The organism is Bradyrhizobium zhengyangense (assembly GCF_022012555.1).
GTDB lineage: Bacteria > Pseudomonadota > Alphaproteobacteria > Rhizobiales > Xanthobacteraceae > Bradyrhizobium > Bradyrhizobium zhengyangense.
Map to the genome: position 1 here is coordinate 199,353 of NZ_JAKLTZ010000002.1, position 25,432 is coordinate 224,784.

At 63.1% G+C, this 25,432-nt stretch carries 26 protein-coding genes and 1 pseudogene; 14 read left to right on the plus strand and 13 right to left on the minus strand.

Annotated elements, in window-relative coordinates; genetic code table 11:
- The first annotated feature begins 78 nt into the window (after positions 1-78).
- Positions 79-894 carry an acyl-CoA thioesterase gene (locus tag L6639_RS06200; protein WP_237859838.1) on the plus strand — a complete coding sequence of 272 codons (816 nt, stop codon included), beginning with the start codon at positions 79-81 and terminating at the stop codon, positions 892-894.
- A 159-nt stretch (positions 895-1,053) separates the two neighbouring features.
- Here the strand turns inward: L6639_RS06200 and L6639_RS06205 are convergent, their stop codons facing one another.
- The 3 genes from L6639_RS06205 to L6639_RS06215 all read right to left on the minus strand — a co-directional run bounded on the left by L6639_RS06205 (position 1,054) and on the right by L6639_RS06215 (position 6,368).
- Complete coding sequence (locus L6639_RS06205) at positions 1,054-2,670, minus strand: phosphoenolpyruvate carboxykinase (protein WP_237859839.1); 1,617 nt, start codon at positions 2,668-2,670, stop codon at positions 1,054-1,056.
- Between the two features lie 280 nt (positions 2,671-2,950).
- Positions 2,951-5,545 (minus strand): CHAT domain-containing protein, encoded by a 2,595-nt coding sequence (locus tag L6639_RS06210; RefSeq protein ID WP_237859841.1) that lies wholly within the window; start codon positions 5,543-5,545, stop codon positions 2,951-2,953.
- A gap of 76 nt (positions 5,546-5,621) precedes the next feature.
- Positions 5,622-6,368, minus strand: a complete 747-nt coding sequence (locus L6639_RS06215; protein WP_237859844.1) for a HugZ family pyridoxamine 5'-phosphate oxidase — start codon at positions 6,366-6,368, stop codon at positions 5,622-5,624.
- A 240-nt stretch (positions 6,369-6,608) separates the two neighbouring features.
- Between L6639_RS06215 and L6639_RS06220 the strand changes: the two genes are divergently transcribed.
- The 5 genes and pseudogenes from L6639_RS06220 (at position 6,609) to L6639_RS06240 (ending at position 10,597) form a co-directional block, all read left to right on the plus strand.
- Positions 6,609-7,310 (plus strand): response regulator transcription factor, encoded by a 702-nt coding sequence (locus L6639_RS06220; RefSeq protein WP_027535781.1) that lies wholly within the window; start codon positions 6,609-6,611, stop codon positions 7,308-7,310.
- Positions 7,311-7,422: 112 nt separating this feature from the next.
- On the plus strand, positions 7,423-9,213 hold the full coding sequence (locus L6639_RS06225) for a sensor histidine kinase (RefSeq protein ID WP_237859845.1): 1,791 nt from the start codon (positions 7,423-7,425) through the stop codon (positions 9,211-9,213).
- A gap of 11 nt (positions 9,214-9,224) precedes the next feature.
- Positions 9,225-9,692, plus strand: a pseudogene (locus L6639_RS06230) (HPr kinase/phosphorylase).
- Between the two features lie 189 nt (positions 9,693-9,881).
- Complete coding sequence (locus tag L6639_RS06235) at positions 9,882-10,283, plus strand: PTS sugar transporter subunit IIA (protein WP_007597752.1); 402 nt, start codon at positions 9,882-9,884, stop codon at positions 10,281-10,283.
- A complete protein-coding gene (locus L6639_RS06240) occupies positions 10,280-10,597 on the plus strand; it encodes an HPr family phosphocarrier protein (RefSeq protein WP_237859847.1) in 318 nt (105 codons plus the stop codon). The genes L6639_RS06235 and L6639_RS06240 overlap by 4 nt, the downstream gene beginning before the upstream one ends.
- 94 nt (positions 10,598-10,691) lie before the next feature.
- On the opposite strand, the gene L6639_RS06245 is transcribed toward L6639_RS06240, so the two are convergent.
- Positions 10,692-12,317 carry a glycosyltransferase family 39 protein gene (locus L6639_RS06245; protein ID WP_237859849.1) on the minus strand — a complete coding sequence of 542 codons (1,626 nt, stop codon included), beginning with the start codon at positions 12,315-12,317 and terminating at the stop codon, positions 10,692-10,694.
- 113 nt (positions 12,318-12,430) lie between these two features.
- Between L6639_RS06245 and lepA the strand changes: the two genes are divergently transcribed.
- From lepA to L6639_RS06265, 4 genes are all read left to right on the plus strand, one after another.
- The gene (gene lepA / locus L6639_RS06250) at positions 12,431-14,242 is read left to right on the plus strand and encodes a translation elongation factor 4 (RefSeq protein WP_237859851.1); all 1,812 of its coding nucleotides are present in this window, start codon (positions 12,431-12,433) and stop codon (positions 14,240-14,242) included.
- Positions 14,243-14,427: 185 nt separating this feature from the next.
- Positions 14,428-14,721, plus strand: coding sequence for a hypothetical protein (locus tag L6639_RS06255; RefSeq protein WP_237859853.1), 294 nt, complete (start codon positions 14,428-14,430; stop codon positions 14,719-14,721).
- A 318-nt stretch (positions 14,722-15,039) separates the two neighbouring features.
- Positions 15,040-15,213 carry a hypothetical protein gene (locus L6639_RS06260; RefSeq protein ID WP_237859855.1) on the plus strand — a complete coding sequence of 58 codons (174 nt, stop codon included), beginning with the start codon at positions 15,040-15,042 and terminating at the stop codon, positions 15,211-15,213.
- 40 nt (positions 15,214-15,253) lie between these two features.
- Positions 15,254-15,439 (plus strand): hypothetical protein, encoded by a 186-nt coding sequence (locus L6639_RS06265; RefSeq protein WP_237859856.1) that lies wholly within the window; start codon positions 15,254-15,256, stop codon positions 15,437-15,439.
- Positions 15,440-15,712: 273 nt separating this feature from the next.
- Here the strand turns inward: L6639_RS06265 and L6639_RS06270 are convergent, their stop codons facing one another.
- A complete protein-coding gene (locus tag L6639_RS06270; protein ID WP_237859859.1) occupies positions 15,713-16,405 on the minus strand; it encodes an aspartate/glutamate racemase family protein in 693 nt (230 codons plus the stop codon).
- 189 nt (positions 16,406-16,594) lie between these two features.
- Here L6639_RS06270 and L6639_RS06275 point away from each other — a divergent pair, with 189 nt between their 5' ends.
- Positions 16,595-16,804 (plus strand): hypothetical protein, encoded by a 210-nt coding sequence (locus L6639_RS06275; protein WP_237859862.1) that lies wholly within the window; start codon positions 16,595-16,597, stop codon positions 16,802-16,804.
- Between the two features lie 130 nt (positions 16,805-16,934).
- Entirely contained in the window at positions 16,935-17,180 is a 246-nt protein-coding gene (locus L6639_RS06280; RefSeq protein ID WP_237859864.1) for a hypothetical protein, read from the plus strand.
- 45 nt (positions 17,181-17,225) lie between these two features.
- Here L6639_RS06280 and L6639_RS43240 read toward each other — a convergent pair whose 3' ends face one another.
- The 5 genes from L6639_RS43240 to L6639_RS06305 all read right to left on the minus strand — a co-directional run bounded on the left by L6639_RS43240 (position 17,226) and on the right by L6639_RS06305 (position 20,248).
- Positions 17,226-17,636, minus strand: a complete 411-nt coding sequence (locus tag L6639_RS43240) for a DUF3551 domain-containing protein (RefSeq protein ID WP_338076525.1) — start codon at positions 17,634-17,636, stop codon at positions 17,226-17,228.
- Positions 17,543-17,797: a DUF3551 domain-containing protein gene (locus L6639_RS06290; protein WP_237859866.1), complete on the minus strand. Its 255-nt coding sequence runs from the start codon at positions 17,795-17,797 to the stop codon at positions 17,543-17,545. The genes L6639_RS43240 and L6639_RS06290 overlap by 94 nt, the downstream gene beginning before the upstream one ends.
- A gap of 280 nt (positions 17,798-18,077) precedes the next feature.
- Positions 18,078-18,494, minus strand: a complete 417-nt coding sequence (locus tag L6639_RS06295; protein WP_237859867.1) for an SRPBCC family protein — start codon at positions 18,492-18,494, stop codon at positions 18,078-18,080.
- Between the two features lie 191 nt (positions 18,495-18,685).
- Positions 18,686-19,216: a hypothetical protein gene (locus L6639_RS06300; protein WP_237859869.1), complete on the minus strand. Its 531-nt coding sequence runs from the start codon at positions 19,214-19,216 to the stop codon at positions 18,686-18,688.
- Between the two features lie 69 nt (positions 19,217-19,285).
- Positions 19,286-20,248, minus strand: coding sequence for a tetratricopeptide repeat protein (locus L6639_RS06305; protein WP_237859871.1), 963 nt, complete (start codon positions 20,246-20,248; stop codon positions 19,286-19,288).
- Between L6639_RS06305 and L6639_RS06310 the strand changes: the two genes are divergently transcribed.
- Complete coding sequence (locus L6639_RS06310; protein WP_237859873.1) at positions 20,181-21,296, plus strand: hypothetical protein; 1,116 nt, start codon at positions 20,181-20,183, stop codon at positions 21,294-21,296. The two genes, L6639_RS06305 and L6639_RS06310, sit on opposite strands and share 68 nt — an antisense overlap.
- A 75-nt stretch (positions 21,297-21,371) precedes the next feature.
- Here L6639_RS06310 and L6639_RS06315 read toward each other — a convergent pair whose 3' ends face one another.
- Both L6639_RS06315 and L6639_RS06320 read right to left on the minus strand, forming a co-directional pair.
- On the minus strand, positions 21,372-22,397 hold the full coding sequence (locus tag L6639_RS06315) for a serine hydrolase domain-containing protein (protein WP_237859875.1): 1,026 nt from the start codon (positions 22,395-22,397) through the stop codon (positions 21,372-21,374).
- A 133-nt stretch (positions 22,398-22,530) separates the two neighbouring features.
- Complete coding sequence (locus tag L6639_RS06320) at positions 22,531-23,886, minus strand: serine hydrolase domain-containing protein (protein ID WP_237859877.1); 1,356 nt, start codon at positions 23,884-23,886, stop codon at positions 22,531-22,533.
- A 122-nt stretch (positions 23,887-24,008) separates the two neighbouring features.
- Here L6639_RS06320 and plsY point away from each other — a divergent pair, with 122 nt between their 5' ends.
- The gene (gene plsY / locus L6639_RS06325) at positions 24,009-24,677 is read left to right on the plus strand and encodes a glycerol-3-phosphate 1-O-acyltransferase PlsY (RefSeq protein ID WP_237859880.1); all 669 of its coding nucleotides are present in this window, start codon (positions 24,009-24,011) and stop codon (positions 24,675-24,677) included.
- A gap of 4 nt (positions 24,678-24,681) precedes the next feature.
- Here the strand turns inward: plsY and L6639_RS06330 are convergent, their stop codons facing one another.
- Complete coding sequence (locus L6639_RS06330) at positions 24,682-25,428, minus strand: hypothetical protein (RefSeq protein WP_237859884.1); 747 nt, start codon at positions 25,426-25,428, stop codon at positions 24,682-24,684.
- Positions 25,429-25,432 lie beyond the last annotated feature (4 nt).

Below are 25,432 nucleotides of genomic sequence, written 5' to 3' on the forward strand. Positions count from 1 at the left end.
AGCGGCTACGTCTGAGGTAATTGCGCAAGCCGGCGATGGACGTGATATGACGTTCGTCATTGAACGCCGGACATCACCATGCACGCCAAGCTCCCACACCCTTTCGATGACGCGACCCGCATCACCGCCGGTGACTCGAGCTGGCAGGGGCACACCAGCGACGACTACTGGGCCTTCGTCGGTCCATTCGGCGGCGCCACCGCCGCGACCATCCTGCGCGCGCTGATCGAGCATCCGCAAGCCGCCGGCGATCCGCTGGCGCTGACCGTCAACTACTGCGCGCCGATTGCCAAAGGCCCGTTCGACCTCGATATCCGCCTGGTGAAGGCCAACCGCTCCAGCCAGCACTGGAGCGTCGAACTGTCGCAGGGCGGCGGCGAGGTCGCAACGCTCGCCACCGCAGTGTTCGCCGAGCGCCGGCCGTCCTGGGAGCACAGGGTCGCGCAATACCCTGATGCAAAGCCGTTCGAGCAGACGCTGCCATTCCCGAAGATCCAGGCATCCTGGGCCAATCAGTACGAATTCCGCTTCGTCGAGGGCGAGATGCGGCTCGGCCCGCCGCAGGCCGAGCTCGCCAGCACCTACTCGAAAATCTGGATCCGCGATCGCGAACCGCGCAAGCTCGACATGCTGTCGCTGACGTCGATGTCGGACGCCTTCTTCGGTCGCATCTTCCATGTCCGGCGCGAGCTGGTGCCGTTCGGCACGGTGTCGCTGACGACGTATTTCCATACGGACAGCGAAGAGCTCGCGGCTGAGGACGTCACGCGCGTGCTGGCGACGGCCGACTCGAAAATCATGCACAAGAGCTACGCCGACCAGAACGCCGAGCTGTGGTCGCCGAACGGACGGCTGCTCGCGACCACGACGCAGATTGCGTATTTCAAGGCGTAGTTGCTTCCCCGTCATTGCGAGCGCAGCGAAGCAATCCAGAGTCTGTCCGCGGAGACAGCCTGGATTGCTTCGCTGCGCTCGCAATGACGAGGGGAGAGATCGTGCCACAAACAAAAAGGGCGGCCTCGCGGCCGCCCTTTTGCATTGAAGACAGAGCGTTTACTCCGCCGCGAGCTTCACGTCCGGAGCCGCCGCACGCACCTCTGCATCCACCTGCGCTTCGAACTTGGCAAAGTTCTTCTGGAACATGCCGACCAGCGCGCGCGCGGTCTTGTCGAACTCGTCCTTGTCCTTCCAGGTGTTGACCGGGTTGAGGATCTCGCTCGGCACGCCCGGCAGCGCTGTCGGGACCGCGAAGCCGAAATATCTGTCGGTGCGGAATTCGACGTTGCGAAGCGAACCGTCGAGCGCGGCGGTGAGCAGCGCGCGCGTCACCTTGATCGGCATGCGCGAACCGGTGCCATACTTGCCGCCGGTCCAGCCGGTGTTGACCAGCCAGCAGTCGACATTGTGCTGGGCGATGAGATCACGCAGCATGTTGCCGTAGACGGATGGATCGAGCGGCAGGAAGGGCGAGCCGAAGCAGGTCGAGAATTCCGGCTGCGGCTCGTTGCCGAGGCCGCGCTCGGTGCCGGCGACCTTCGCGGTGTAGCCGGAGAGGAAGTGATACATCGCCTGCGCCGGCGAGAGTTTTGCGATCGGCGGCAGCACGCCGAAAGCGTCGGCGGCGAGCATCACCACGTTCTTCGGCTGCGGCGCGCGACCGGTGCGCGACGCGTTCGGGATGAAGTCGAGCGGATAGGCCGAACGCGTGTTCTCGGTCTTGGAGCCGTCGTCGAAATCGACCACGCGGGTGTCTTCGTCGAGCACGCAGTTCTCGAGCACCGCGCCGAAGCGGGTCGACGCCGCGTAGATCTCCGGCTCGGCCTCCTTCGAGAGCTTGATGCACTTGGCGTAGCAGCCGCCCTCGAAATTGAAGACGCCGTTCGGGCCCCAGCCGTGCTCGTCGTCGCCGATCAGCGTGCGGTTCGGATCGGCCGAGAGCGTGGTCTTGCCCGTCCCCGACAGTCCGAAGAAGATCGCGGTGTCGCCATTGGCGCCAACGTTCGCCGAGCAGTGCATCGGCATCACGCCGCGCTCGGGCAGGTAATAGTTCAGCGTAGTGAAGACCGACTTCTTCATCTCGCCGGCATAGTAGGAGCCACCGATCAGCACGATCTTGCGGGCGAAGTCGATCGCGACGACGTTCTCCGACCTGCAGCCATGGCGCTTGGGATCTGCGCGGAAGCTCGGCATGTCGATGATGGTAAGTTCGGGCACGAAGGTCGACAGCTCGATCGCCTCGGGGCGGATCAGCAGCGTGCGGATGAACAGCGAGTGCCAGGCGAGCTCGGTGAAGACACGCGTCTTGATGCGGTAGGCCGGATCGGCGCCGCCATAGAGATCCTGCGCGAACAGCCTCTTGCCTTCGGCATGCTTGAGGAAGTCCTGATAGAGCGTCTCGAACTGCTCAGCAGTGATCGACTGATTGCCGGCCCACCACATCTTCTTGTCGGTGGTGGCGTCACGCACCGTGAACTTGTCCTTCGGGCTGCGACCGGTGAACTCACCGGTATCAGCGCAGAGCGAACCGTCAGCGGACAGCACCGCTTCGCCCGCGGAGAGCGCGTATTGATAGAGTTGCGGCGCGCCGAGATTCCAGTGAACCTGCTTGAGATTCTTTAAGCCGAATTTGTCGGCGCCGAAGGCACCGTTTCGCACGCCCGTCTCTTGCACGAAGAATCCTCCTAGAACCCGCGACATCAAGCGCGACCAAGCTTTGGCGCCATCGCAGTCACCGTGAATTACAGGCCGGTTGGCCTCGGCTGGATGACCTAATACTGATGAACGCTGGCGTTGCCAAGCTGATCCCGCAGGTTTTGGTTTATTCAAGGACCGCGCCAAACGTCGCGCATGTCAGCTCTGAACGCGCGCATCGAAAATCACCAATGATCGCGCAACCAAACGCAGCTTTCGGCGTTATCGAATGTTTTGCGACGCACAATGGCGCGCCGTTCTATCGTACCGCGCCTTCGCCGATGAGCGCGAACGGCCCCCACATTGCGGGATACGCATTGCGGGGCGACGAGGTGTCATCAGCATACGTTAACATCGCGCGCCGAAGGGCTTCGGCTCTGCCGATTCCTGGTTCGTTTTTGAGCAAATCGAAAGTCGAAGTGGTCAAGCGGGTGGCAGCCTCTGAATCCACTGCCCAATGCGAAACCAACAGCGCGCGTGCGCCGGCATAGAAGAAGGCGCGCGCCAGTCCGGACAGCGCTTCGGCGCCAGGCTTGTCGCCGGCGATCGTGTTGCAGGCCGACAGCACGACCCAGCCTGCATTGAGCTTGAGCTGCGCAACCTCGCTCGCTGTGAGCAGACCGTCGTCGAGCTCGGACGGCTGATCGGGTATCGAGAGCGCAAGCGACGGCTCGCCCACACCCTTGATATCGCCGGCAACGAGGCCATGAGTCGCAAAGTAGATGATGCCGTATTGAGCAAGCGGTGCACGCTTGAGCGTCGCTTCACTGGCATCGCGGCCGAGATGGATGTCGGCATCAGCCGCGCCGACGTCTTTCGCTACAGCATTCAATTCGTCTGCGGTGTCGGGAAGCTGCGGCAGCGCCTGCGCGAGCCGCGCGCGATCGACGCCTGCGCCGCGCCAGAAATCGGTATAGGCTGATGTAGCGATATTGCGCGCGGCGACTTTTCCGGCTGCTGCGCGCCGGTCGGAAGGGCCGCCCTCGGCGGGATTGAAAACTGGGTCGCCGAAGCCTGTCATCGGCTTGACGCCCTCGTCCCTGCGCGCGAAGGCCCGCAGCGACTTCAGGCTGACGACCGATGGCAGCACCGAGATGGCCTGTCGCCGCAGCAGCCAGGCCGCACTGCGATAGCCTTCAAGCGTGTCCGGAATCGCAGCCGGCGGTGTCTCCGTGACGAGCAAGTGAAACGGCAGCGCGGTCAGGGCGCCAGATGGCACCGTGAGCAGACTGCGTTTGTCCTTGATCAGCGCCTCGACCGGGCCGAGCAGCGTGACGTAGAGCTCGTTGGCGAGCGCGAGATCAAAGCGGCCTGATTTGCCGGAGCCATCGCGGGCCTTGCCGACATCGAGACCTCTGCGGAATGCGGTCACCTTCTGCGCCAGCGCGTCCGCGCCAAGCGGGATTTCTTTCCAGTCCGCGCTCTCGCGCGTGATGGCGATGACATAGCTTCGCTTGTCGACGACGGAATGGAGCACCATCGCCTCGTCGGCCGACAGGAGAGACTGCACATCCTTCACCGTCAAAGGCAGCGGGTTGGAGAGCGAGGCGTAGTCGGGAAACTCGACGGCGAGCGTCTTCTGCAACGCGGTGCGCTCGCTTGCGATCGCCGCGATCCGCGCCCGACTCCGCTGCTCGGAGGCGACGTCGCGTTGCGCCGATGACTTCGACACGGCCGCGATGATCGCCTTGTCGAGCGCGTCGGATTCAGCCGCGAGATCCTGGTCCTTGCGCACCAGCTCGGCGAGCCGGTCGGTGCCTGCAGCGAGCCTTACGGCAAGCTTGTTCACGGCCGAGGCTGCGGAAGATTGGGTGCCACGCTGGATCGCGGCGAGCGCCTTGTCCAGCGCCTTGTCATCAGGCAGCAGGGATTGCTGACGCGCAGCAAACAGGATCGGCAACACCACACGCAGCTGCGCGCGATCACCCGCAAAGGTTTTTTCCGCGAGCGGCAACGCGTCCGCAATTCGCCCGGACACGTAGAGGAAATAAGCGAGATTGCTGGTCGATGTCGCGACATCAGGATGATCGGGCCCAAGTGCACGCTCGCGGATGGCAAGCGCGCGGCGATACAGCGGCTCGGCATCGGCATAGCGCCGCTCGTGCTCGTAAAGTCCGGCGAGATTGTTGAGAGAGCGCGCGACGTCGGGATGATCCGCTCCCAACACCTTCTCGCGGATCGCGAGCGACCGCTTGATCGGGGCCTCGGCCTCTGCATCACGACCGAGATCGCGATCAAGCTGGCCGATATTGTTCAAGAGCGTCGCGACCGCGGGGTGCTCGGGACCGCCGACCTTCTGAAAGATCGCGAGCGCCCGCTGGAAAAGCGGCTCGGCCTCCGCAAAGCGCTCCTGCTTCACATAGAGCGTGGCGAGATTGTTGAGGGACTGGCCGACATCGGGATGCTCGCGCGACAGTGCCTTCTCGCGGACGGCCAGCGCGCGCTTGAACAGCGGCTCGGCATCCGCGAAGCGGCCCTGCCGCTGATCGAGCGCGGCGAGATTGTTCAGCACCGGCGCAATCTCGACGCTGTCGAGGCCCGTCCCCTTCTCCATCAGCGCGATGGCGCGCTTGTAGATCGGCTCGGCCTGATCGTCGTGTCCCTGGTCGGCATAGATCTGCGCGAGATTGTTGAGTGCGGCGGCGAGATCGCGGTTGTTGCTGGTCTTCTCGAGCGCGGCCACCATGGCCTGCGCCAGCGGCAAGGCTTCGGAATATTTGCCGGCGGTTCTCAGCGCATTGATGCGCGCGCTCTGCGCGGCAAGGCCGCCCGTCTGGGCGAGGCCGAGCGTGGCATGAGATGCCGTGATCGCAAGCGCAAGGCCAGCGACCAATGCCAAACGACGACGTGCCATGAACCCTCGCTGCCAACCTCGGACCGATCACGATCTTGGGTCGCAGCGATGGGAGGCGACGTTCAATGTGTCGTAGCTAGTCCGCTTTTTGGTTCACCTTGGCGCGCGCTTCGCCCACCAGACGTACCAGCATCTTGCGCAGCGCCTGACCGGTGGTGACCCGCTCCGGAAAATCGAGGCGCAGCGCGGTCTGGCCGTCCTGCATGTCGAGGCCTTCGGGGTCGCAGCCGGTGCAGCGCCAATCGCCCTCAGCCGCACCCAGCAGCTTCGCTGCATAAAGGGCCATGGCCTCGCGGTGGTCGGCATTCATATGCTCAATAGCGCCCTCCTCCGCCGCCAGCAGGTCGTCGGCGCCGGCCAGGTCCGTGAGGAACTGCTCCGGCTTGAGATCGACAATCCGGCCGAAACCGGCGACCAGATGGGTTCCCGAAGGGATGATCCGGAAGAACGAAAAATCCTTAAATGAAACAAAGGCTTCCGCCGAAGGATGAGCATTGAGATACCGCCGCTGGAGCAAATCCTTCTCACCCTCGGCCTGCTCGGCCCGGCCGGACAGCATGATCCGGCCACCTTCCAGCGGATCGCCCGGGGCGCGCTCGTCCAGCATCAGGGAGACCCGGCAGTCGCTGAGGATATTCCTGGTGTGGACCGCCAGCCGCGAGATCAGCAGAATCGGCGAACCGTCGGGGTGGCTGGCCAGATTGACCAGGGAACAATAGGGATCGCCGCTGCCAGCCATGAGAGTTGCCAGCGCACCCTGCCGTGAGCGCCTGAGCAGCGATTTGGCGAGCTTTTGGGGAACAAAATCGGGGGTCGGTTGCATGGGCTTTCTCGGCTCAGGTGGTTGCAAGGCGGGCCTTTTTTCGGGTAAACCCGAACCCGGTTATGGGTCGATATGCGGCGAATCCGCCGTGTTTCGTGGAACTTGGTCACACTTCAGCCCAGCTTGCATTGCTCGGTGACAAGGTTCGAACGCCAATTCGGCACCCATGTATGCGGCGCATCACTGGATTGCTCGCCGTTTTAAGCCACGACCCAAACGGAAAGCAGAAAGCAGAGGCTCATGCCCACAATCGCTTTGGTCGACGACGACCGCAACATTCTCACATCCGTCTCGATCGCGCTGGAAGCCGAAGGCTATCGCATCATGACTTATACCGACGGCGCCTCGGCGCTGGACGGCTTCCGCACCACCCAGCCTGATCTCGCCATCCTCGACATCAAGATGCCGCGCATGGACGGCATGGAGACGCTGCGCCGCCTCAGGCAAAAGTCCGACCTGCCGGTGATCTTCCTGACCTCCAAGGACGAGGAGATCGACGAGCTGTTCGGCCTCAAGATGGGCGCGGACGATTTCATCCGCAAACCGTTCTCGCAGCGCCTCCTGGTGGAACGCGTCAAGGCCGTGCTGCGGCGCTCGGCGCCGAAGGATCCGACCGTCGCACCGAAGGAGAACGATGCCAAGGCACTCGACCGCGGCCTGCTGCGCATGGATCCGGAACGGCATACCTGCACCTGGAAGAACGAGCCGGTGACCCTGACGGTCACCGAATTCCTGATCCTCCAGGCGCTGGCGACCCGGCCCGGCGTGGTCAAGAGCCGCAACGCGCTGATGGACGCGGCCTATGACGACCAGGTCTATGTCGACGACCGCACCATCGACAGCCACATCAAGCGGCTGCGCAAGAAGTTCAAGGTGGTCGACAACGATTTCGAGATGATCGAGACGCTCTACGGCGTCGGCTACCGCTTCAAGGAAGCCTGAGGCGCGACGCGCCTTCACAAAGAGCTCAAGCCCGGTTCTGATTCCATCAGAACCGGGCATGCTCTAGGATGCGGGACCGTCGCAACGAGCTGTCCTAACGCGGGCGTAAGCATTGCTTGACCGAACGCAGCCTGATTCGAGTTCGAACGCCGAGGACATCGCATCCCACGGCGCCTCGGACCATGAGGACAAGCCGGTTGCAAGAGGCTGGGGGCCGCTGAACTGGCTCAAGCGCGCCGGACAGTTCTTTTTCGCGCTGTCGTTCTCGAGCCTGACTCGCCGCATCGTCTCGCTCAACCTTGCCGGCCTCGTCGCGCTGGTCGCGAGCATCCTGTATCTGTCGCAGTTCCGCGCCGGCCTGATCGACGCGCGCGCGCAGAGCCTCCTGGTGCAGGCCGAGATCATTGCCGGCGCCATCGGCGCATCCGCAACGGTGCAGACCAATGCGATCACCGTCGATCCGGAACGGCTGCTCGACCTGAAGCTGGGCGAGAGCTACGGCGGAGTGGATGATTCGCTGGATTTTCCGATCAATCCGGAGCGCGTGGCGCCGGTGCTGAGCACGCTGATCTCGCCAACCAAGACCCGCGCGCGGATTTTCGATCCCAACGGGAGCGTGCTGCTCGACAGCCGTGATCTCGATATCGTGCGGGGCATTCCGCTGCCGCCGCTGTCGGAAAAGCCGGGCGTGGTCGAGCGCGTCAAGTCCGCGGTGCGCACCTGGCTGAACCGCGGCGACCTGCCGCTCTATCGCGAACTCGGGCGCGAAAACGGCAATGGCTATGTCGAAGTCGCCGATGCGCTGCAGGGCCAGAAGCGCTCGATGGTGCGGGTCAATTCGCGCGGCGAGGTGATCGTCTCGGTTGCCGTCCCCGTGCAGCGTTCACGCGCGATTCACGGCGCGCTGATGCTGTCGACCCAGGGCGACGAGATCGACCAGATGGTCACGGCCGAGCGCCTCGCGATCCTCAAGGTCGGCGGCGTCGCCGCAGCTGTCATGATCATGCTGTCGCTGCTGCTGGCAAGCACGATCGCGGGCCCGGTGCGCCGGCTCGCAGACAGCGCCGAACGCGTCCGCCGCCGCATCAAGACCCGCGTCGAGATTCCCGACTTCACGCGTCGCCGCGACGAGATCGGCCACCTCTCCGGCGCGTTGCGCGACATGACCAACGCGCTCTACAAGCGGATCGAGGCGATCGAGATGTTCGCCGCCGACGTCGCCCACGAGCTGAAGAACCCGCTGACCTCGCTGCGCTCCGCGGTCGAGACCATGCCGCTGGCGCGCAACGAGAACAGCCGCGCCCGCCTGCTCGAGGTGATCGAGCATGACGTCAAGCGGCTCGACCGGCTGATCTCCGACATCTCCGACGCAAGCCGGCTCGATGCCGAATTGCAGCGGCAGGATGCGATCCCGGTCGATCTCAAGCGGCTGCTCGGAACGCTGGTTGCGGTCGCCAATGAAACCAAGCTCGGCCACGACGTCGCCGTCGAGGCGCGCTTCGAGGGCCGCAGTCCGACCGACACGTTCTCGGTGACGGGCCATGATTCGCGGCTCGGGCAGGTGGTTTCCAACCTGCTCTCCAACGCCCAATCCTTCTCGGAAGCCGGAGCCAAGGTGCGCCTGACCTGCCGCCGGACCCGCGGCGAGATCGAGATCGTCGTCGACGATGACGGCCCCGGCATCCGCGACGACGCGCTGGAGCGCATCTTCGAGCGCTTCTATACGGACCGGCCGCATCAGGGCTTCGGCCAGAACTCGGGGCTTGGCCTCTCGATCTCCAAGCAGATCGTCGACGCCCATGGCGGGCGCATCTGGGCCGAGAACCGCGCTGGCCCCACTGACGAAGACGGCGCACCGACGGTTGCCGGCGCGCGCTTCGTGGTGAGGCTGCCGGCGCTATGAGCCAAGGCAGGTTGAACGACGGCCGGCCGAGCGTTCACGCATCAGCGGTGAAGGTCGGATCCCTGGCGGTGTTGATCCGCGGGCCGTCGGGCGCCGGCAAATCGCGCCTTGCCTTCGATTTAATCATGGCGGGCCGCGCGGGGATGCTCGAAAGCGCCGTTTTGGTCGGCGACGACCGTGTCCATCTGGCGACAGTCGGCCATGAAATTGAGGTGCGCCCCGTGCCTGTCCTCGCCGGCCTGATCGAGATTCGGGGGCTGGGGATCCGCCGCTGCGACTTCGTGGAGCGTGCGACGGTCGGCCTCGTGGTCGATCTGGACGCCGACGACGCCGAACGCCTGCCGCCGCTGGAATCGTTGAAAACCCTGGTTTTCGGTGTCGAAATACCGCGAATCCCTGTTGGCCGCGACTATTCGCCCCTCCCCTTGGTTGTCGCGGCCTTGACCACTACCAAGAGTTAACCTTCGGCTAACGCCTGAGGCGATTGTTTGAAGGGAAATGGTAACCATATGAGCCACACACTCGCGACCGAGTAGACCGGCGCAGCTCCCCTCATCCATCCGTCTAGATTCAGGGAGATGCGCAACATCCCCTCTTGCGCGGGGGCTCTGGATGGTCAAAGTGGCGCGTTCGTGCGGCGCACCAAAAGCGCCCGCGGGAGTTTTCCGATGATTGGTCTAGTACTTGTGACCCACGGGCGCCTTGCCGACGAATTCAAGGCGGCGCTTGAGCACGTGATGGGTCCACAAAAGCAAATCGAAGCGATTACGATCGGCGCTGAAGATGATTCCGATCTCTGTCGAAGCGACATCATCGAGGCGGTTAACCGCGTCGATTCCGGCGATGGCGTCGCGATCCTCACCGACATGTTCGGCGGCACGCCGTCGAATCTTGCGATTTCCTGCATGAGCCGGCCCAAGGTCGAAGTGCTCGCGGGCATCAACCTGCCCATGCTGGTGAAGCTCGCCAAGGTCCGCGAGGAGCGCCCGCTGCCGGACGCGATCGCGATGGCTCAGGAAGCGGGCCGCAAATACGTCACCATTGCCAGTCGCGTGCTCGCCGGCAAATGAGCGACGACGCGCCACAAGCCGGGGCTGGCGTGCCGGCAGGCGCGATCTCCAAGGAGCTCCTGATCATCAACAAGCGCGGCCTGCACGCCCGCGCCTCGGCGAAATTCGTCCAGGCGGTCGAGCGTTTCAACGCGCAGGTGTGGGTGACGCGTGGCGGCGAGACCGTCGGCGGCACCTCGATCATGGGCCTGATGATGTTAGCTGCAGGACCCGGCACGACGATCACGGTCGCGGCGGCCGGCACTGATGCCGAAGCCGCGATTGAAGCGATCACCGAGCTCGTCGAAAGCAAGTTCAACGAAGAGGGGGTTTAACCCTCCATCCGTCATTCCGGGGCGATGCGCAGCATCGAACCCGGATTCTCGAGGTTCCGGGTCACGCTTCGCACGCCCCGGAACGACGAAAGCCTCACTTGGCCGGCGGCGCGATGTAGATATTCCAGGTCATCGCCGGCCCGGCCTTGCCGTGGGTGAAGCGGCGCGTGGTCATCACTATGCGCTCAGCGTTGGGCGCGATCTCCGACACCCATTTCTCGAACGCCGGCAGACGGCCGTCAGTCGGATCGAACACGCCGATGAAGCCGTCCTTCTTGACCTCATCGAGTGTCGTCAGTCCGGAGCTCCAGGCCTCGTTCGGGATGAACGCAACCGGATGGTCGGGGCTGTAGAACACCATCGGCTGGATCGAGTCCATCGTGCCGGTGACGATCGCCCAGCGCGAGGCGAAGCGGGAGTGCCAGGCTTGCGTCAGCTCGCGCGCGAGCTCGGAGCGCGCGCCGTAGGTCGCCGTGTTGTCCCTGTTCGCCGCCATCTCGCGCGCGGCGATCCAGGGCGAGGCGACAAGCGTCGCGACGCTGAGCACGAGCCAGATCGCTACGATGTTGAACAGCACCGCGCTCTGCACCCGCAGCGCCGGAATCGCGACCAGCGCGAGCGGCACCAGGAAGAACAGCGAAATGCCCCAGTCGGTCTTCAAATAGATGCTGAAGGCGAGCGCGCCGAGCGGCGGTCCGGCTGCAACGATGGTCTGGATGATCCAGACGTTCAGCGCCTGCGAAACATTGACGCCGGGATTGACGCCGCGCGCCCAGGCCCGCGTGACGATGCGCGAGGGCGCGCGCAACAGCAGGGTCCGCCACGGCGGCACCAGCGCCATCGCGAGTGCTGCGAGCGCGACGGGGAGAGCCAGCAGTCCGGCATTGTGCAGGACGTAACCGAGCACGAGCTGATGCACGAGACCGGCGTCGTCGACGCTATAAGTATCGCCGGCATAGGCCAACGGCACGAAATGCGAATCCGCCAGCCAGATGATGTGCGGAATCATTGCAACGGCCATCGTCGCGATTGCGACCCAGGGTGCCGGCGACAGCAGGAACCTCATCCGCTCCGGATGGATCAGCGCGGCGAGGCCGATGGCGCCGAACATGGTCAGCACCCAGTATTTGGTCATCAGCGCCAACGCACCGGCGAGCCCCAGCCAGATGCCTGATAGCCAGCTCCGTTTCTCGAACGCGTCGAGATAAGCGAGCACGACGAGCGGGAGGGTGACGAGCTGAAGCAGATCGGGGTTGTACTTGAAACCCTTGAAATTGAAGATCGGATAGAGCGCGACCATCACCACGACCAGAAACGCGCGGCGTGGATCGACCACACGCATTGCCACCAGCCAGCAGATCACCATGCCGACACTGACGGTCGCCATCGCCAGCGCATAGGTCGCCCAGTCCGTCGCGGGAAAGACCTTGAACCAGAGCCCGGCAATCCAGCCTGACAGCGGCGGGTGCTTGCCATAACCCCACAGGAATTTCTGGCCCCAGCCCCAGGCTTCTGCGACGTCCATGTGAACGTCCTGCGCTGCCTTGAGATTGATCAGGATGAAGGTCCAGATCACCGCGTGCAGGATGGCGAGCTGGATCACCAGCCAGAGCCGGGCCGAGGGGTCGGTCGCGTAGGCGACCAGCCAGGCCCGGAAACGGTCAAAGCTGACCCGGGATTTTACGCGCGTTCGGGCAGAGGGGATCGAGGTCGTTGACATGGCCGTTGCGTAGCGCGTTTTGGGCCGCCGTGGAATCAGCTTGGCGTGAAGAAAGGCCCTGAAAATACAGCAATATGGTTGCCGCACGGGGATGTGAGTGGTATCCCGCGCCCATGACGACCGTCCCCATTTCCAACATCCGCAATTTCTCCATCGTCGCCCATATCGACCATGGCAAATCGACGCTGGCCGACCGCCTGATCCAGATGACCGGCGGCCTCACCGACCGCGAAATGGCGGGCAAGGAGCAGGTGCTCGATTCCATGGACATCGAGCGCGAGCGCGGCATCACCATCAAGGCGCAGACGGTGCGCCTGCAGTACCACGCCAAGGACGGCAAGGATTACGTGTTCAACCTGATGGACACGCCCGGCCATGTCGACTTCGCCTACGAGGTCTCGCGGTCGCTGGCGGCGTGCGAAGGTTCCCTGCTGGTGGTCGACGCCAGCCAGGGCGTCGAGGCGCAGACGCTCGCCAACGTCTACCAGGCGCTCGACAACAATCACGAGATCGTTCCGGTCCTGAACAAGGTCGACCTTCCCGCGGCCGAACCCGAGAAGGTCAAGCAGCAGATCGAGGACGTCATCGGCATCGATGCGTCGGACGCGGTGATGATCTCGGCCAAGACCGGCCTCGGCATCCCTGATGTGCTGGAAGCCATCGTCACCCGCCTGCCGCCGCCGAAGGGCGATCGTGACGCCACGCTGAAGGCGCTGCTGGTCGACAGCTGGTACGACGTCTATCTCGGCGTCGTGGTTCTGATCCGCGTCGTCGACGGCGTCATGAAGAAGGGTAGCCGCGTGCGCATGATGGGCACCGGCGCGGCCTACGACGTCGAGCGCGTCGGCTTCTTCACGCCGAAGATGCAGCAGGTCGACGAGCTCGGCCCCGGCGAGATCGGCTTCATCACCGCCGCGATCAAGGAAGTCGCCGACACCCGCGTCGGCGACACCATCACCGACGACCGCAAGCCGGTTACCGAGATGCTGCCGGGCTTCAAGCCGGCGATCCCCGTGGTGTTCTGCGGCCTGTTCCCTGTCGACGCCGACGACTTCGAGACGCTGCGCGCCGCGATGGGCAAGCTAAGGCTGAACGACGCCAGCTTCTCCTTCGAGATGGAGACCTCGGCCGCGCTCGGCTTCGGCTTCCGCTGCGGCTTTCTCGGCCTGCTCCACCTCGAAATCATCCAGGAGCGGCTGTCGCGCGAGTTCGACCTCAATCTGATCGCGACCGCGCCGAGCGTCATCTACAAGATGAAGCTCACCGACGGCACCGAGCTCGAGATCCACAATCCCGTCGACATGCCTGACGTCGTGAAGATCGAGGAGATCCAGGAGCCCTGGATCGAGGCGACGATCCTCACCCCCGACGAATATCTCGGCAGCGTGCTGAAGCTGTGCCAGGACCGCCGCGGCTCGCAGAAGGAGCTGACTTACGTCGGCGCCCGCGCGATGGTGAAATACGATTTGCCGCTCAACGAGGTCGTGTTCGACTTCTACGACCGCCTCAAGTCGGTCTCCAAGGGCTACGCCTCGTTCGACTATCATCTGACCGATTACAAGCCGGCCGATCTCGTCAAGATGCAGATCCTGGTCAATGCCGAGCCGGTCGATGCGCTCTCCATGCTGGTCCACCGCACCCGCGCGGAAGGGCGCGGCCGCGCCATGGTCGAGAAGATGAAGGAGCTGATCCCGCCGCACATGTTCCAGATCCCGATCCAGGCGGCGATCGGCGGCAAGGTGATCGCGCGCGAGACGGTGCGCGCGCTGCGCAAGGACGTCACCGCGAAGTGCTACGGCGGCGACATCACGCGCAAGCGCAAGCTTCTGGAGAAGCAGAAGGAAGGCAAGAAGAAGATGCGGCAGTTCGGCAAGGTCGACATCCCGCAGGAAGCCTTCATTGCCGCGCTGAAGGTCGACAGCTGAGGCCGTCCAGGCTCCGGTCCGAAATTCTCGGAGCCGAACGACGCAAATCTCGAAAACAACCCCATGCACAGTAGCCGACGCGTCGGCGGCGCTGCGCTTTTTCGATTTTCACGAATTTGACTTGCTCCGTCGGGCAAAACAGGGATATGGTGGCATCATGGCAGTGGTGCAGCCGGCAAGCGACGATGTCCTATCAAGCCATCCCCGTCACGTTTGCGCTCATCGCCCGAATACCCGCAGCGGGCGTTGCGGACTTCACAGCCTACGAGGATGCCGTGCTCCCGCTCTTGCCCGAGTTCAACGGGCGTCTGGAGCGACGGCTTCGCAACTCCGACGGCACGATCGAAATCCACATCGTCAGCTTCGCATCCGACGCGGACTTCCAGCGATATCGGATTGATCCGCGACGAACGGCTCAAGCCTGGATGCTGGAAAGATCGTCTGCCAAGCTCGAGATGCTTCCGATGTCAGACGTTTGACGGGCCTCACAGCAAGCGTTCCAGAGACCGCAAGCATCCGATCTCGGCGCCAACGCGCCTCTTCTGCCGCGTATTGTTGCTGCCACATCGGGTCATACGGGCTTGATCGGACTGGTGAGCGACATGTCTGAACATTAAGCCGGAACACTAAGGCCCGCCTAGACCGCGCCGAGAGAACCCAGCACACACGTCCAAATGGATGCGCCGTGGTCCCATTTAAAGTGTGATGAGGATCACGGCGATCAGGGACCGGATCGCGTAATCCTGCACTTACAGATTGGGAGGGAATGGTCCCTCCAAGCCCAGCAGGCAGCGGACATGGAAAGAGACCAGACTGAAATCAATGAGTTCGAGCTCACGGCCGAAGAGCTGGATAGCGTCAGCAGTGGGCTTAAGAACAATCAGACCGAAGCATGGGCCTGGTTCCAACTCGGGATGGCGAAAGGCTTTGCGGAACAAGGCGGCATCGGTTGTTGGACACATTTATCATAACGAGGGTCGTTAGGCGGCCCCACCAACGGAGGAGACGGAGATGGCTAGGCGCAACAACGAAATCAGCGATGCGAGCGAAATCACGCCGCGGGAATTGATGGCTGAGGACTTGGATGCCGTGAGTGGCGGATATCGGAACAATCAGACGGAAGCCTGGCATGCCTTCACGAGAGGCATAGAAGCAGGACTAATAATGGGCGGCGCAACCGTCGTGTGTACACCGTAGTGAGCGCCGGCGGGAGGAACTGACCGCGACCGTCATTCATCATGCCGCCGGCGAATGCATCGAGGTCCTCAACAACAGACACCGCAGGAATAGCTGCGTGCAAAGGGTCGATCCCGTCAGCGCATCGGCTGCACCGCTATTCTTGGTTACGAGCATCATTCTTGGAGCTTTCGTCGGACACCGAATGAAGGTGGATTTCGCTTCCACCTTCGCTCTGCGAGCTACAGCGGACAATTTGCTCGACCCATTCTACGCGTCAACGCAAAATCCTCATCAAGACCCGATCGCGAAATCCGCCGCAGTCTCGGCGTGAATCGCCGTGGTGTCGAACGTCTCGACCGACGTATCGGCGGCCCCCACCAGCATCGTGATCTCGGTGCAGCCGAGGATGATGCAGTCGGCGCCTCGCGCGACCAGCGCGGCCATCACCTCCTGATAGCGGCGGCGCGAGGCGTCGGCGACGATTCCGAGGCATAGCTCATCGTAGATGATGCGGTTCACGTCGGCGCGCTCGCCGGCGGACGGAATGAGGACATCGAGATCATGCGCGCGCAGCCGGTCGATGTAGAAATCCTCCTCCATCGTGAAGATCGTGCCGAGCAGCCCGACCCGACGATATCCCTTGGCCCGAATGCGCCGCGCCGTTGCGTCGCCGATGTGAATGAACGGAATGGTCATTTTCGCGATGATGTCGGGCGCCAGCTTGTGCATCGTGTTCGTGCACAGAACGATCGCGCGGGCGCCGGCGCTTTCGAGCAGCTTGGCTACCTCCGCCAGGCTTGCCGCGGCCTCCGTCCAGCGGCCGGCATATTGCATCTCCTTGATGCCCTGGAAGTCGTAGGAATACATCAGCAGCGGAGCCGAATGCAGCTTGCCCATGCGATCACGGACGCGCTCGTTGATGAGCTTGTAGTAGAGCGCGGTGCTCTCCCAGCTCATGCCTCCGATCAAGCCAATGGTTTGCATTCTCGAGCCTTTCAATATGAACGATCCGGATCGTAGACGAAAACGCGGACACCGGTCATCACAACAACTGATGGGCCGGTATCTGCTGGAAAGACCGCCGCTCCGATCGAACCCGATCCTGATACGACGACACTATCCCCAGCAGAGGAACGACCTGCCCGTCCGCGGGCGATACGGGGAGGATTTCGCATGCGACGACGGAACTGGCGCTTGATCGCGGTGGGCACGGTGCTGCTGGTGCTGGCCGTGCTGTTCTTCCTGTCGATGCGCGACATGACGCTGTGGTCCAATGATCCCGTCGCCTTGATGCGGACTGTCGGCGAAGTCTCCGGCGTCGTCGGCGGCATCAGCCTCGCGATGATCGCGTTCGGCCTGATCGGCCGCAAAGCGCCGGCCTGACAAACCTCATTCCGCAAGGCCTTCGCGACTGCGACATCACGCCTCCGCTATCGGCGGAATAGCAGATGCTCGACGCAAATCCTGATGTCAGAACCGCGCATCGCGCGCGGGATGGCATTTGGAGGCGTTCATGATCACCTCGAAGCTGCTGGTTGCGCTCGCGCTGGTATCGACGATGGGCGCCGTGTCGGCGCAATCCTTCCACCCATCGGCAATCGGCAAGGAAACGACCACCAGACCGTGGACGGCACCGGTCGGGCACCGCCAGCCGCACATATCAGACGTTCCCGCAACGAGCATGGGACCGCTGGATTTCCTCGATCAGGAGGATGCGATCATCGATCGCAAGACCAGCGGCATTTGCCGCGGGTGCTGATTGGACTGAAGCGCATGCCGCCGGCCGCGGCCGCCGCAACCGCACCTATCGGGGACGCGGACCGCCGACCGGCTGAGACGGCCGCTGCTGCACGTAAGGGTTCGTCAAGCACATGGCGGAAAGGCCTGCAGCGGCCGCCTTGCACTCCTCCCACGAACTATACTGGCATGAGATGTAGGTGCCGCCGCCCCACTCCCATGTCTGAAGGCACACCGGATAATTGCCGCTGAACCGCTGGGCCGAGGCTGGAGTGGTCGCAGACACTGCGATCCAGGCCATGAGGATGAAGAGAAGCACGCGCATCATGTCACTCCAGGGATTTTCGAATCCGGCTTGCAGCGGCGGACTACCGCTTGCCGGACTTACTGTGATCTCTGCGTCCGGCGCGGAGGCTGGACCTGCTGCTGTTGTTGTTTGAACCTCACACGCGGGTTGATGTCGCAATAGAGGTTCCATCGTCCGGATGCCGAGGCCAGGCACTGCTCTCGCGTCTCATACATGCAGTCGCCGGAATAGCCGAGCTCTCCGCCCATGACGCACCAGGGATAGTCACGGTCAGCGCGCGCTGCGGAAGAAAGCCCCACCACCATGACGACAACCAGAATGGCGATTCGCATGAGATCCTCCATCACGTCAGCCGAACCGCGCCGCCAGATGCTGGAGCCTGACGAGGTCGCCGGTCGGCTGCACATGGCTTACGAATTGTTCCCTAAAAGGGCAAGCATCAATCCTGCGGCGCACGACATCGTTCCTCACCTATCACCGGGGATCACTATCGGTTTAGGAACGTCCGCATGCGCGATCTGACGGAAAAAAGAGGCTGCTGAGCCGTGCTCGGCAGCCTCTTTCGTGTCTTCTTTTCTGACTTATTTGTTATCTTATTTGTTGTCTTGGCCCTTACGACGCCTTCTGCTTTGCTTCGACGTATCGCGCAAAGCTGTCAAGAATCGCCTGCCAGCCGGCTTGCTGCTGCTCGACCGAGTGGGTGGTTTCGCCATCGAAGGCAACGCGGACGACAACGCCCTTGGGGCCCGGCACGAAATCGACTTCGGCCTTGCGATCGCCGAAGGCATATTCGATCCGCCTGTGCTCGAGGATCTTCGTGTAGGTGCCCGCGAAGTCAAAACCCATGCTGCCGTCCTTGGCTTCCATGCGGGACGAGAACAGGCCGCCTTCGCGCAAATCGACCGTCGCCTTGGTCGTATGCCAGTCGTCCGATGCGGCGTTCCACTTCACGATGTCGGCAGGCGTCGTGTAGGCACGCCAGACCTGATCGATCGGGGCGGCGACGCTGGTTTCGACGGAGATTCTCATGGGGGTATTGCTCCAGTTCGATATTTGACGGCTCGAGGTGACGACATCGCGGCCCATGCGCGGGATTCGTTTACAGCACTGCCGCGACGTGTCCACCCAAGGACGGTGGAGACCCGACCATGCCGACACGGTCGTGATAAAAAATACGAAAATGTGCCGTCGGGAAGACCGGCCTGCTTGCGGCCGGCACGTCAGCAGACCTTCTGGAAGCGTGCGCGCCAGCGCGACGCCTTGGTCGGCGGCAGAACGTAGCTCTTGCCCTCGGCCGAGACCGTCAGGGGTTGGCCGGAGGCCAGAAGATCCAGGAATTGATCTTCCAGCGCACCCCTTTTGTCATCGGTGAGCTCGGGATGGCCGAGATCGGCCTGGTTGAACCACGAGGTATTCGGCGGGAAGTTTTCGGGGGCGGCGTAGGTGAAGCCGGCAAAATCCATTTGCGTCTTGCCGTTGCCGATCGTGATCGTGGCTTCGGTGTGGTCCTGCTTCGGCGCTTCGCCCGGATAGACCGCATCGAGCTCGTAATGCGTCCCGCAGCCGAAGCGAAACACGGTCTTGTGGTTCGTATCGTTGAAGGTGAGCCATGGCCGATCGTAGCGGTCCATCTCGAGCGTCCATGCGCCGCCCATGACGTCCTTCGACGGGCCGCCGGCCGCCGTTGCGGTAGACAATCCGAGCCACGACAGGGCAACGACAAGTCCGAGCAGTCTTGCAGGCGTCGTCATGGCAACCTCTGGCAACCTCTCAACGCGATCCGCGATAATCCTCAGACAGGGACGTCTCGACAGGCCCGTTCAGATCGGCCCGGTCTTCCCGCGAATAGCGGCCGACCGCTTGAACAGTTGCTGGGCATCGGCGTAGCGACCCTGATCCTTGTAGAACGCGGCCAGGTTGTTGAGAATGTCGGCAAGATCGGGATGGTCGGGACCGAGGGTCTTCTCGAAGGTCGCCACCGACTGCTTGTAGAATCGCTCCGCATCGGCGTTACGCCCCTGCCGCGCATAGAGCGTCGCCAGATTGTTCTGCGCCTGCGCGATGTCGGGATGGTCGGGCCCATACGCCTTCTCGGTCACCGCTATCGCGCGCTTCAGCAGCCGCTCGGCATCGGCGTAGCGACGCCGGTGGATGTAGGCGTCGGCGAGATTGCTCATCAAGACAGTGGCCTCGGGATCGTCGGGGCCGTTCGCCTTCTGGAGAATGGCAAGCCCACGCTTGAACAGCGGCTCGGATTGGTCGTAGCGGCCCTGACTGCTGTAGACCGCAGCAAGGTTGCTCATCGCCATCACGATCGAGGGATCGTTGGGACCGAGCGTTTTCTGGCGAATGGCGATCGACCGCTTGAGCAGCGGCTCGGCTTCCGTGTAGTGCTCTTCCGCCCGATAGAGCTCGCCCAGATTGTTCAAGACGGTTGCGACTTCCGTGGAATTCGGACCGAGCGTCCTCTCCCTGATGGCCAGTGAACGCTTGTACAGCAGCTCGGCAACAGGGTATTGGCCCAGATTGTAGTGGATGGTGCCCAGATCGTTCAGCGGCATCGCGACCATGGCATCATCGGTGCCGAACTCCTTTTCGCGAAGAGCCAAGGCCTTCTGGGCGAGCGGCAGCGCTTGGCTATACTTGCCGGCCTGATAGAGCTCTTTCATCTGCCGGGTGAGCGTGCCCGCCTCATCCTCGTCCGCATAAGACGGCGTGCCCAGCGACAAGCTCAGCGCGAGCGCGGCAACGGCAACACAAATCGATGCTTTCAGGGCTTTCATCGCGCGCTCCTTCGCCGCAGATGTCAGGGACTTCAGCGGTTTGGTGCGTCTGGAGGCCGGGCAGGTTCAAATCCCGGAGGGTTTCAATGGCGTAGTAACCGCCTTTTGCCAAGGCTCTGGGGCACGACTGGCTATTCGCCGGCAGTCTCGGCTAGGATTGCGCGAAATCTATCTGCAACTTTTGGATGCCGGCAAGGTCGTGGGAATTCTTTGGAGGCGCGCCAAGACGTTCGTCGTCATCGGCTGGATCTTCTTTGTGGTGTCGGTCCCGGTATACCTCGGCATCGCCGCGTTGGCCGGTTTCAACAAGTTTTACTTCCCGGCACACCCGCAGGCGACATTGGACGCGTACGATATCAGAGCGTCATACGTCACTCTTGCTGTCGGCGCCCTTGCTGCCGTGACTTCATCGATTGTACTTGCCTTGAAATTCCGAGCCACTGCATCCCTGCTGGTAATCGTGACTTGGCCCACGATCATCGCCGGCAACCAGGTCGCTCGCTCCTTTGTCAAACCCGGACCCGACTACTACGAGCGGCATGTCGGCGCGGAGACCTTCCTGGTGCCTTGGAAGTATGTCGATGTTGGCTTTGGGGGCTCTCCGCTCGAAGTATCAAGCGAAGATGGCTTCATTGCCTATCTCTGCTTCTCCAACCTTCATGGGCGTACCGACCCTGACTGCAGCCTCTTTCAACAGCTCCGTGTTCTCTCCAAGGAGCCAGTCGACGCTGATCTCGGCCTGAAAGCATGGCGCGAGCACCGGTCTCAAATGAGACCCGGCTCGGACTACGACGGGTATCAATCCTTCGACCAGAGCTACAGGGTGCAAGCCGACGGGCCTGGGCAAATCCAGCATTACTTCGTACGCATGAATTCGAACGGAGAGCTCACGCGGCTCGTCGAGTGCCGGCTCGACAACGGCAAGTTCTGCACGCACAGCGCGCACGTGGGCAGCCGTTGGTTCGAATACCAAGGCGACCTGGCAGACGGTGACGAGACGCTCGACGCGCGGCTCGCGGCCTTGGTCGAATCATGGCGGCGCAAATGATCGCGGCCTGGCCGATCCGCTCGCGCCCTGCGATCACGCGAAGAAGCCGCCGATTGGACCGCCGCCGCACCCCGATCAATCCCGCGAGGTCGCCGGCAGGATGTAGCGATCCAGCAGGTCGAGCTCGGGCGCGACCATGTTCCTGGATTCCCGCCCGGCGTTGAAGACGACGACCATGTCGAGCGCGGGGATGACGATGGTCTTCTGGGAATTGAAGCCGAGTGCAGCGGCCCATTGCAGGGAGCCGCTCGTGTCCGACGAATGCCCTATCCACCATTGATAGCCATAGCTGAACGCGGCCTTGTCCGTCTTGATGTGCTCGGCCGTCGATTGATCGATCCAGGACGCCGAAACAATCTGCCTGCCGTCCCAGGCGCCCCGATTGAGAACAAGCTGGCCGATCTTCGCCCAGTCGCGAGGACGCAGGCTCAGCCCGCGGGACGACGTTGGAAGGCCGCTGACGGGATCCTTGTACCAGGCGACATCCTCGATCCCGAGCGGCGCGAAGATATTCTCCTGCGCCAGCACGTCGACGCCCTTCCCGGTGACCTTCTTCAGGATCGTGCCAACCAATTCCGTCTCGACGCTGTTGTACTCGAACCTGACGCCGAGCGCCCGGTCAGTGCCCAAGCCCGCCGACATCGTTAGAAGATGGCGGAGCGTGACGCGATCCTTGTCCGCTTCACGGAAGCCTTTGTAGTCGGGAAGATACGACGCGATCGGAGCGTCCAGATCCTTGATCAAACCGCGATCCATGGCGATGCCGACCAGCAGCGAGACCACGCTCTTGGTCATGGAATAGCCGTTGTGCCGCGTGGTCGCGTCGTAATTGAGCTGATGCGGATAGTCATAGTAGCTCTCGTAGACGAGCACGCCGTGCCTGATGACGACGATGTCGTCGACATTGGCGAGCTTGCCGCCGCGAATGCCCTCATCCATCGCGCACAGCAGCGCCGCGTTCAGCCCCTGCTTCTCCGGCACGGTCATCGTCCATCCATCGTGGATTTCGTGCGGAATGCCGCAAGCCGGTGCAGGCTCGGCTCTGACGGGGCTGAAGATCACGGCACACACGGCTGCAACGACGCTGGTCCATGTCCGCATGTCAGGCCCCCATCATTCCCCACGACGACGTCGCAAGGATGCCGTTCTGTGTGACCGTTTTGCGGCGTTGCAGGCTTGGGAAGAGCCTTCATTTCAGGCAGACGCTGAATGCAACACGGTCCGTCAGCACGCGCTAGCGGGTCGCGGCCACGATTGCGCGCAGCAGTCTGGCGTTGCTGAAGCCGATGTCCTCGCGCGTCATCCCCATGCGCAGGATCACCAGCTTGCGTGAGGGGATGATGGCGATCACCTGGCGGAGATGCCCTTCCATCATGAAGGTGTCGGCGGGGAGATCATAGCCCAGGCCCTTGGCCAGCCAGATCTGTCCGCGGCCGTAGGCCGGGCCGTGGCCCTCGTCGGATACGGGAGAGGGTGACCGCATATAGTCGACGAAGCCCACGGGAAGAAGCTGCTGGCCGTTCCATTCCCCGCCCAAGCGCAAAAATTCGCCGTATCGCGCCCAATCGCGCGCGGTGGCAAAGAGAAAACCTTCGCCACGAAACGTGCCTGTTTCGTCAGCCTCGAGCACGGCGCTGGTCATGCCCAACGGATTGAACAACCGCTCGCGCGGATAGGAGGGAGCGCCCTCGCCGACCGCGTCCTGCCAGAGCCGCGTCAGCAGGACGGTCTGGGCGCCGGAATAGTTGAATCGCGTTCCCGGCGGCGTATCCAGCGGAAGCCCCCGCGCGAAAGCTGCGGTATCCCGCACCAGAAATTCCATGCGCCCGGGATCGGTGACGCGGCCCTCGGCTTCGCTCCATTTCAGCCCGGCGGTCATGGCCATCAGATCGGCGATCGAGATCTCCGCGCGTCCGTCTCCGGCCCATTGCGGAAATAGATGCTTCTGCTCGAGCGACAGTTTTCCATCCTTGATGGCCATGCCGACCAGAGCCGCGGTGACGCTCTTGGTCATCGACCAGCCGTGCAGCGGCGTTGTCGCGCCAAATCCCTCGCCATAGGTTTCGGCGATGATACGCCCGTCCTGCACGACGACGATGGCGCGCATGCCCGGGCCTTGCAGGGCCGGATCGTTCACCGCCGCTTGCAAGCGTGTGTTCTCGGACAGCTCCACCTTCTCGCCGGCGGGCCAGAGCGCATCCGCGCTCGCCCTGGGCGGAAGCGGCTGTGCCGCAGGGCGCTTCCAGGACTGGTCGTCCATGACGTTGGTGCAACCCCGGCCCTCGACATATTGGGCGTGACGCCTGGCGATGAACCCGAGAAGGGCGGCATCGACGCGGTGTTCAGCGGGGCTGACGTCGACCTTCACCAGATGAAAGATCCGATAGCCGAGGGCCAGCAGGTCGGTTTGCACGATCGCGTCCACCTCGCGCCCGGCCATGAAGACATTCGAGCAGACGGTCTTCGCCGTACCAGCGGTAACGAGCTGCAAGATGTCCTGGCGGGCGATGACGATCCAGGCGCCTAACCCCACGATCGTCAGCGCCAAAAGGCCGACGACGACACCGAAAATCCTGAGCGGGCGACGCATGAGCTTCCACCTCAACCACGGCGCTTTCTACTACAACGCGAAGGTGGCTCCAAGGTCCTACCCCATGGCGATCAAGCGAAGTCCGCGATAGACTGGTCTCACGGGACATTGGACACATCTCTATGACTTTCTGGATCGCGAGCGCAGCCGGATTGGTGATCGCCTATCTGCTCGGCTCGATACCCACCGGCTATCTGGCCGGAAAACTGCTTGGGGGTATCGACATCAGAGAGCACGGCTCCAGATCGACTGGCGCGACGAATGTGCTGCGGACCCTCGGCAAATGGCCCGCCCTGGCGGTGCTCGTCGTCGATGTGCTGAAGGGCGTGGCGGCGATCTTCGTGGCCCGCACGTTCTGTCCCTGGCTGTATGGCGTGCTGTCTCCGAGCGCACCGACAGCGGCCGATCTGCAAGCCTGGGTGCCATGGGCGGTGAGCCTCGCCGGCATCGCCGCGTTGCTGGGCCATGGCCGCTCGATCTGGCTGAATTTCACCGGCGGCAAATCCGCGGCGACCGGTCTCGGAGTCTTGCTGGCGATGTCGTGGCCGGTGGGACTGGGGGCAGCGGCAGTCTTCGGCATCGCGCTGGCGCTGTCGCGGATCGTCTCCTTGAGCTCGATGCTCGCGGCATTCACCGCCATCGCTCTCGTCTGCGGTTTCGACCACCCGCTGCCCTATCGGCTGCTGGTGATCGCCGGCAGCCTCTACGTGATCGTTCGCCATCGCGCCAACATTCAGCGGCTGCTGGCAGGCACGGAGCCGCGCCTCGGGCAGAGCAGCCCGGTTTCGTGAGCGCCTAATTCACCGCCTGAAGCGCAGCTGTGAATTTGGCGAGATCGGCGCGGGCGATTTCATCCGGCGCCCATTTCGGAAGATCGGCCAGTTCGGCGATCACACGGGCCCGGTCCTCCGGCAACAGAAAATCCGCCCAAATCTCGCGCGTGTCGCGCAGCGAAGCCGCGACCAGGCGGGCGTTGGCGGGCTTGCTGGCGCCCTGGATCGCCGCGCAGACCGTGGTCAGGATGAAGAGGGCGCTATTCTTGCGAACGCCCGTAATGCCCTCTTCGCGGATGCGGGTGCGATGCTCCGGCGGGAGCTCGTTCCAGAACATCGGCATCGCAACCGCCTCTCGGGCCATGGCGCGGATCATGAAGCTGATCGCGGTCGCGTACTGGTCGCCATACTCGATCATGTTGCGCTGAAGCGCGGCCAGATCAGGCTGCGGTCCCGGCTTTGCGCCGTAGAAGATGAAGAGCTTGTGGGTTGTGTTGGCAGCGTCGAACCAATCCGGCAGCCAGTTCATGTCGCTCGCCTCCGGGGGCGGCAGCGCGGCGAGCGCTTCCAGGTCGTAGATGTGGCCGAGCATGGCGCCGACATCAGGCCGGGTCAGGTCGGGCCGCTGGCCCTTTTTCGCGATCCCGTCGATATAGACCTTGAAAGTCTTGGCGGCATCGCGCGCGGCATTCAGCTCGTGGATGCCATCCTGCGCGAAGGCTGGCGAAGCGAATGCGAGCAGGACCAGGAGAATTCTGACGATCGGCATCACC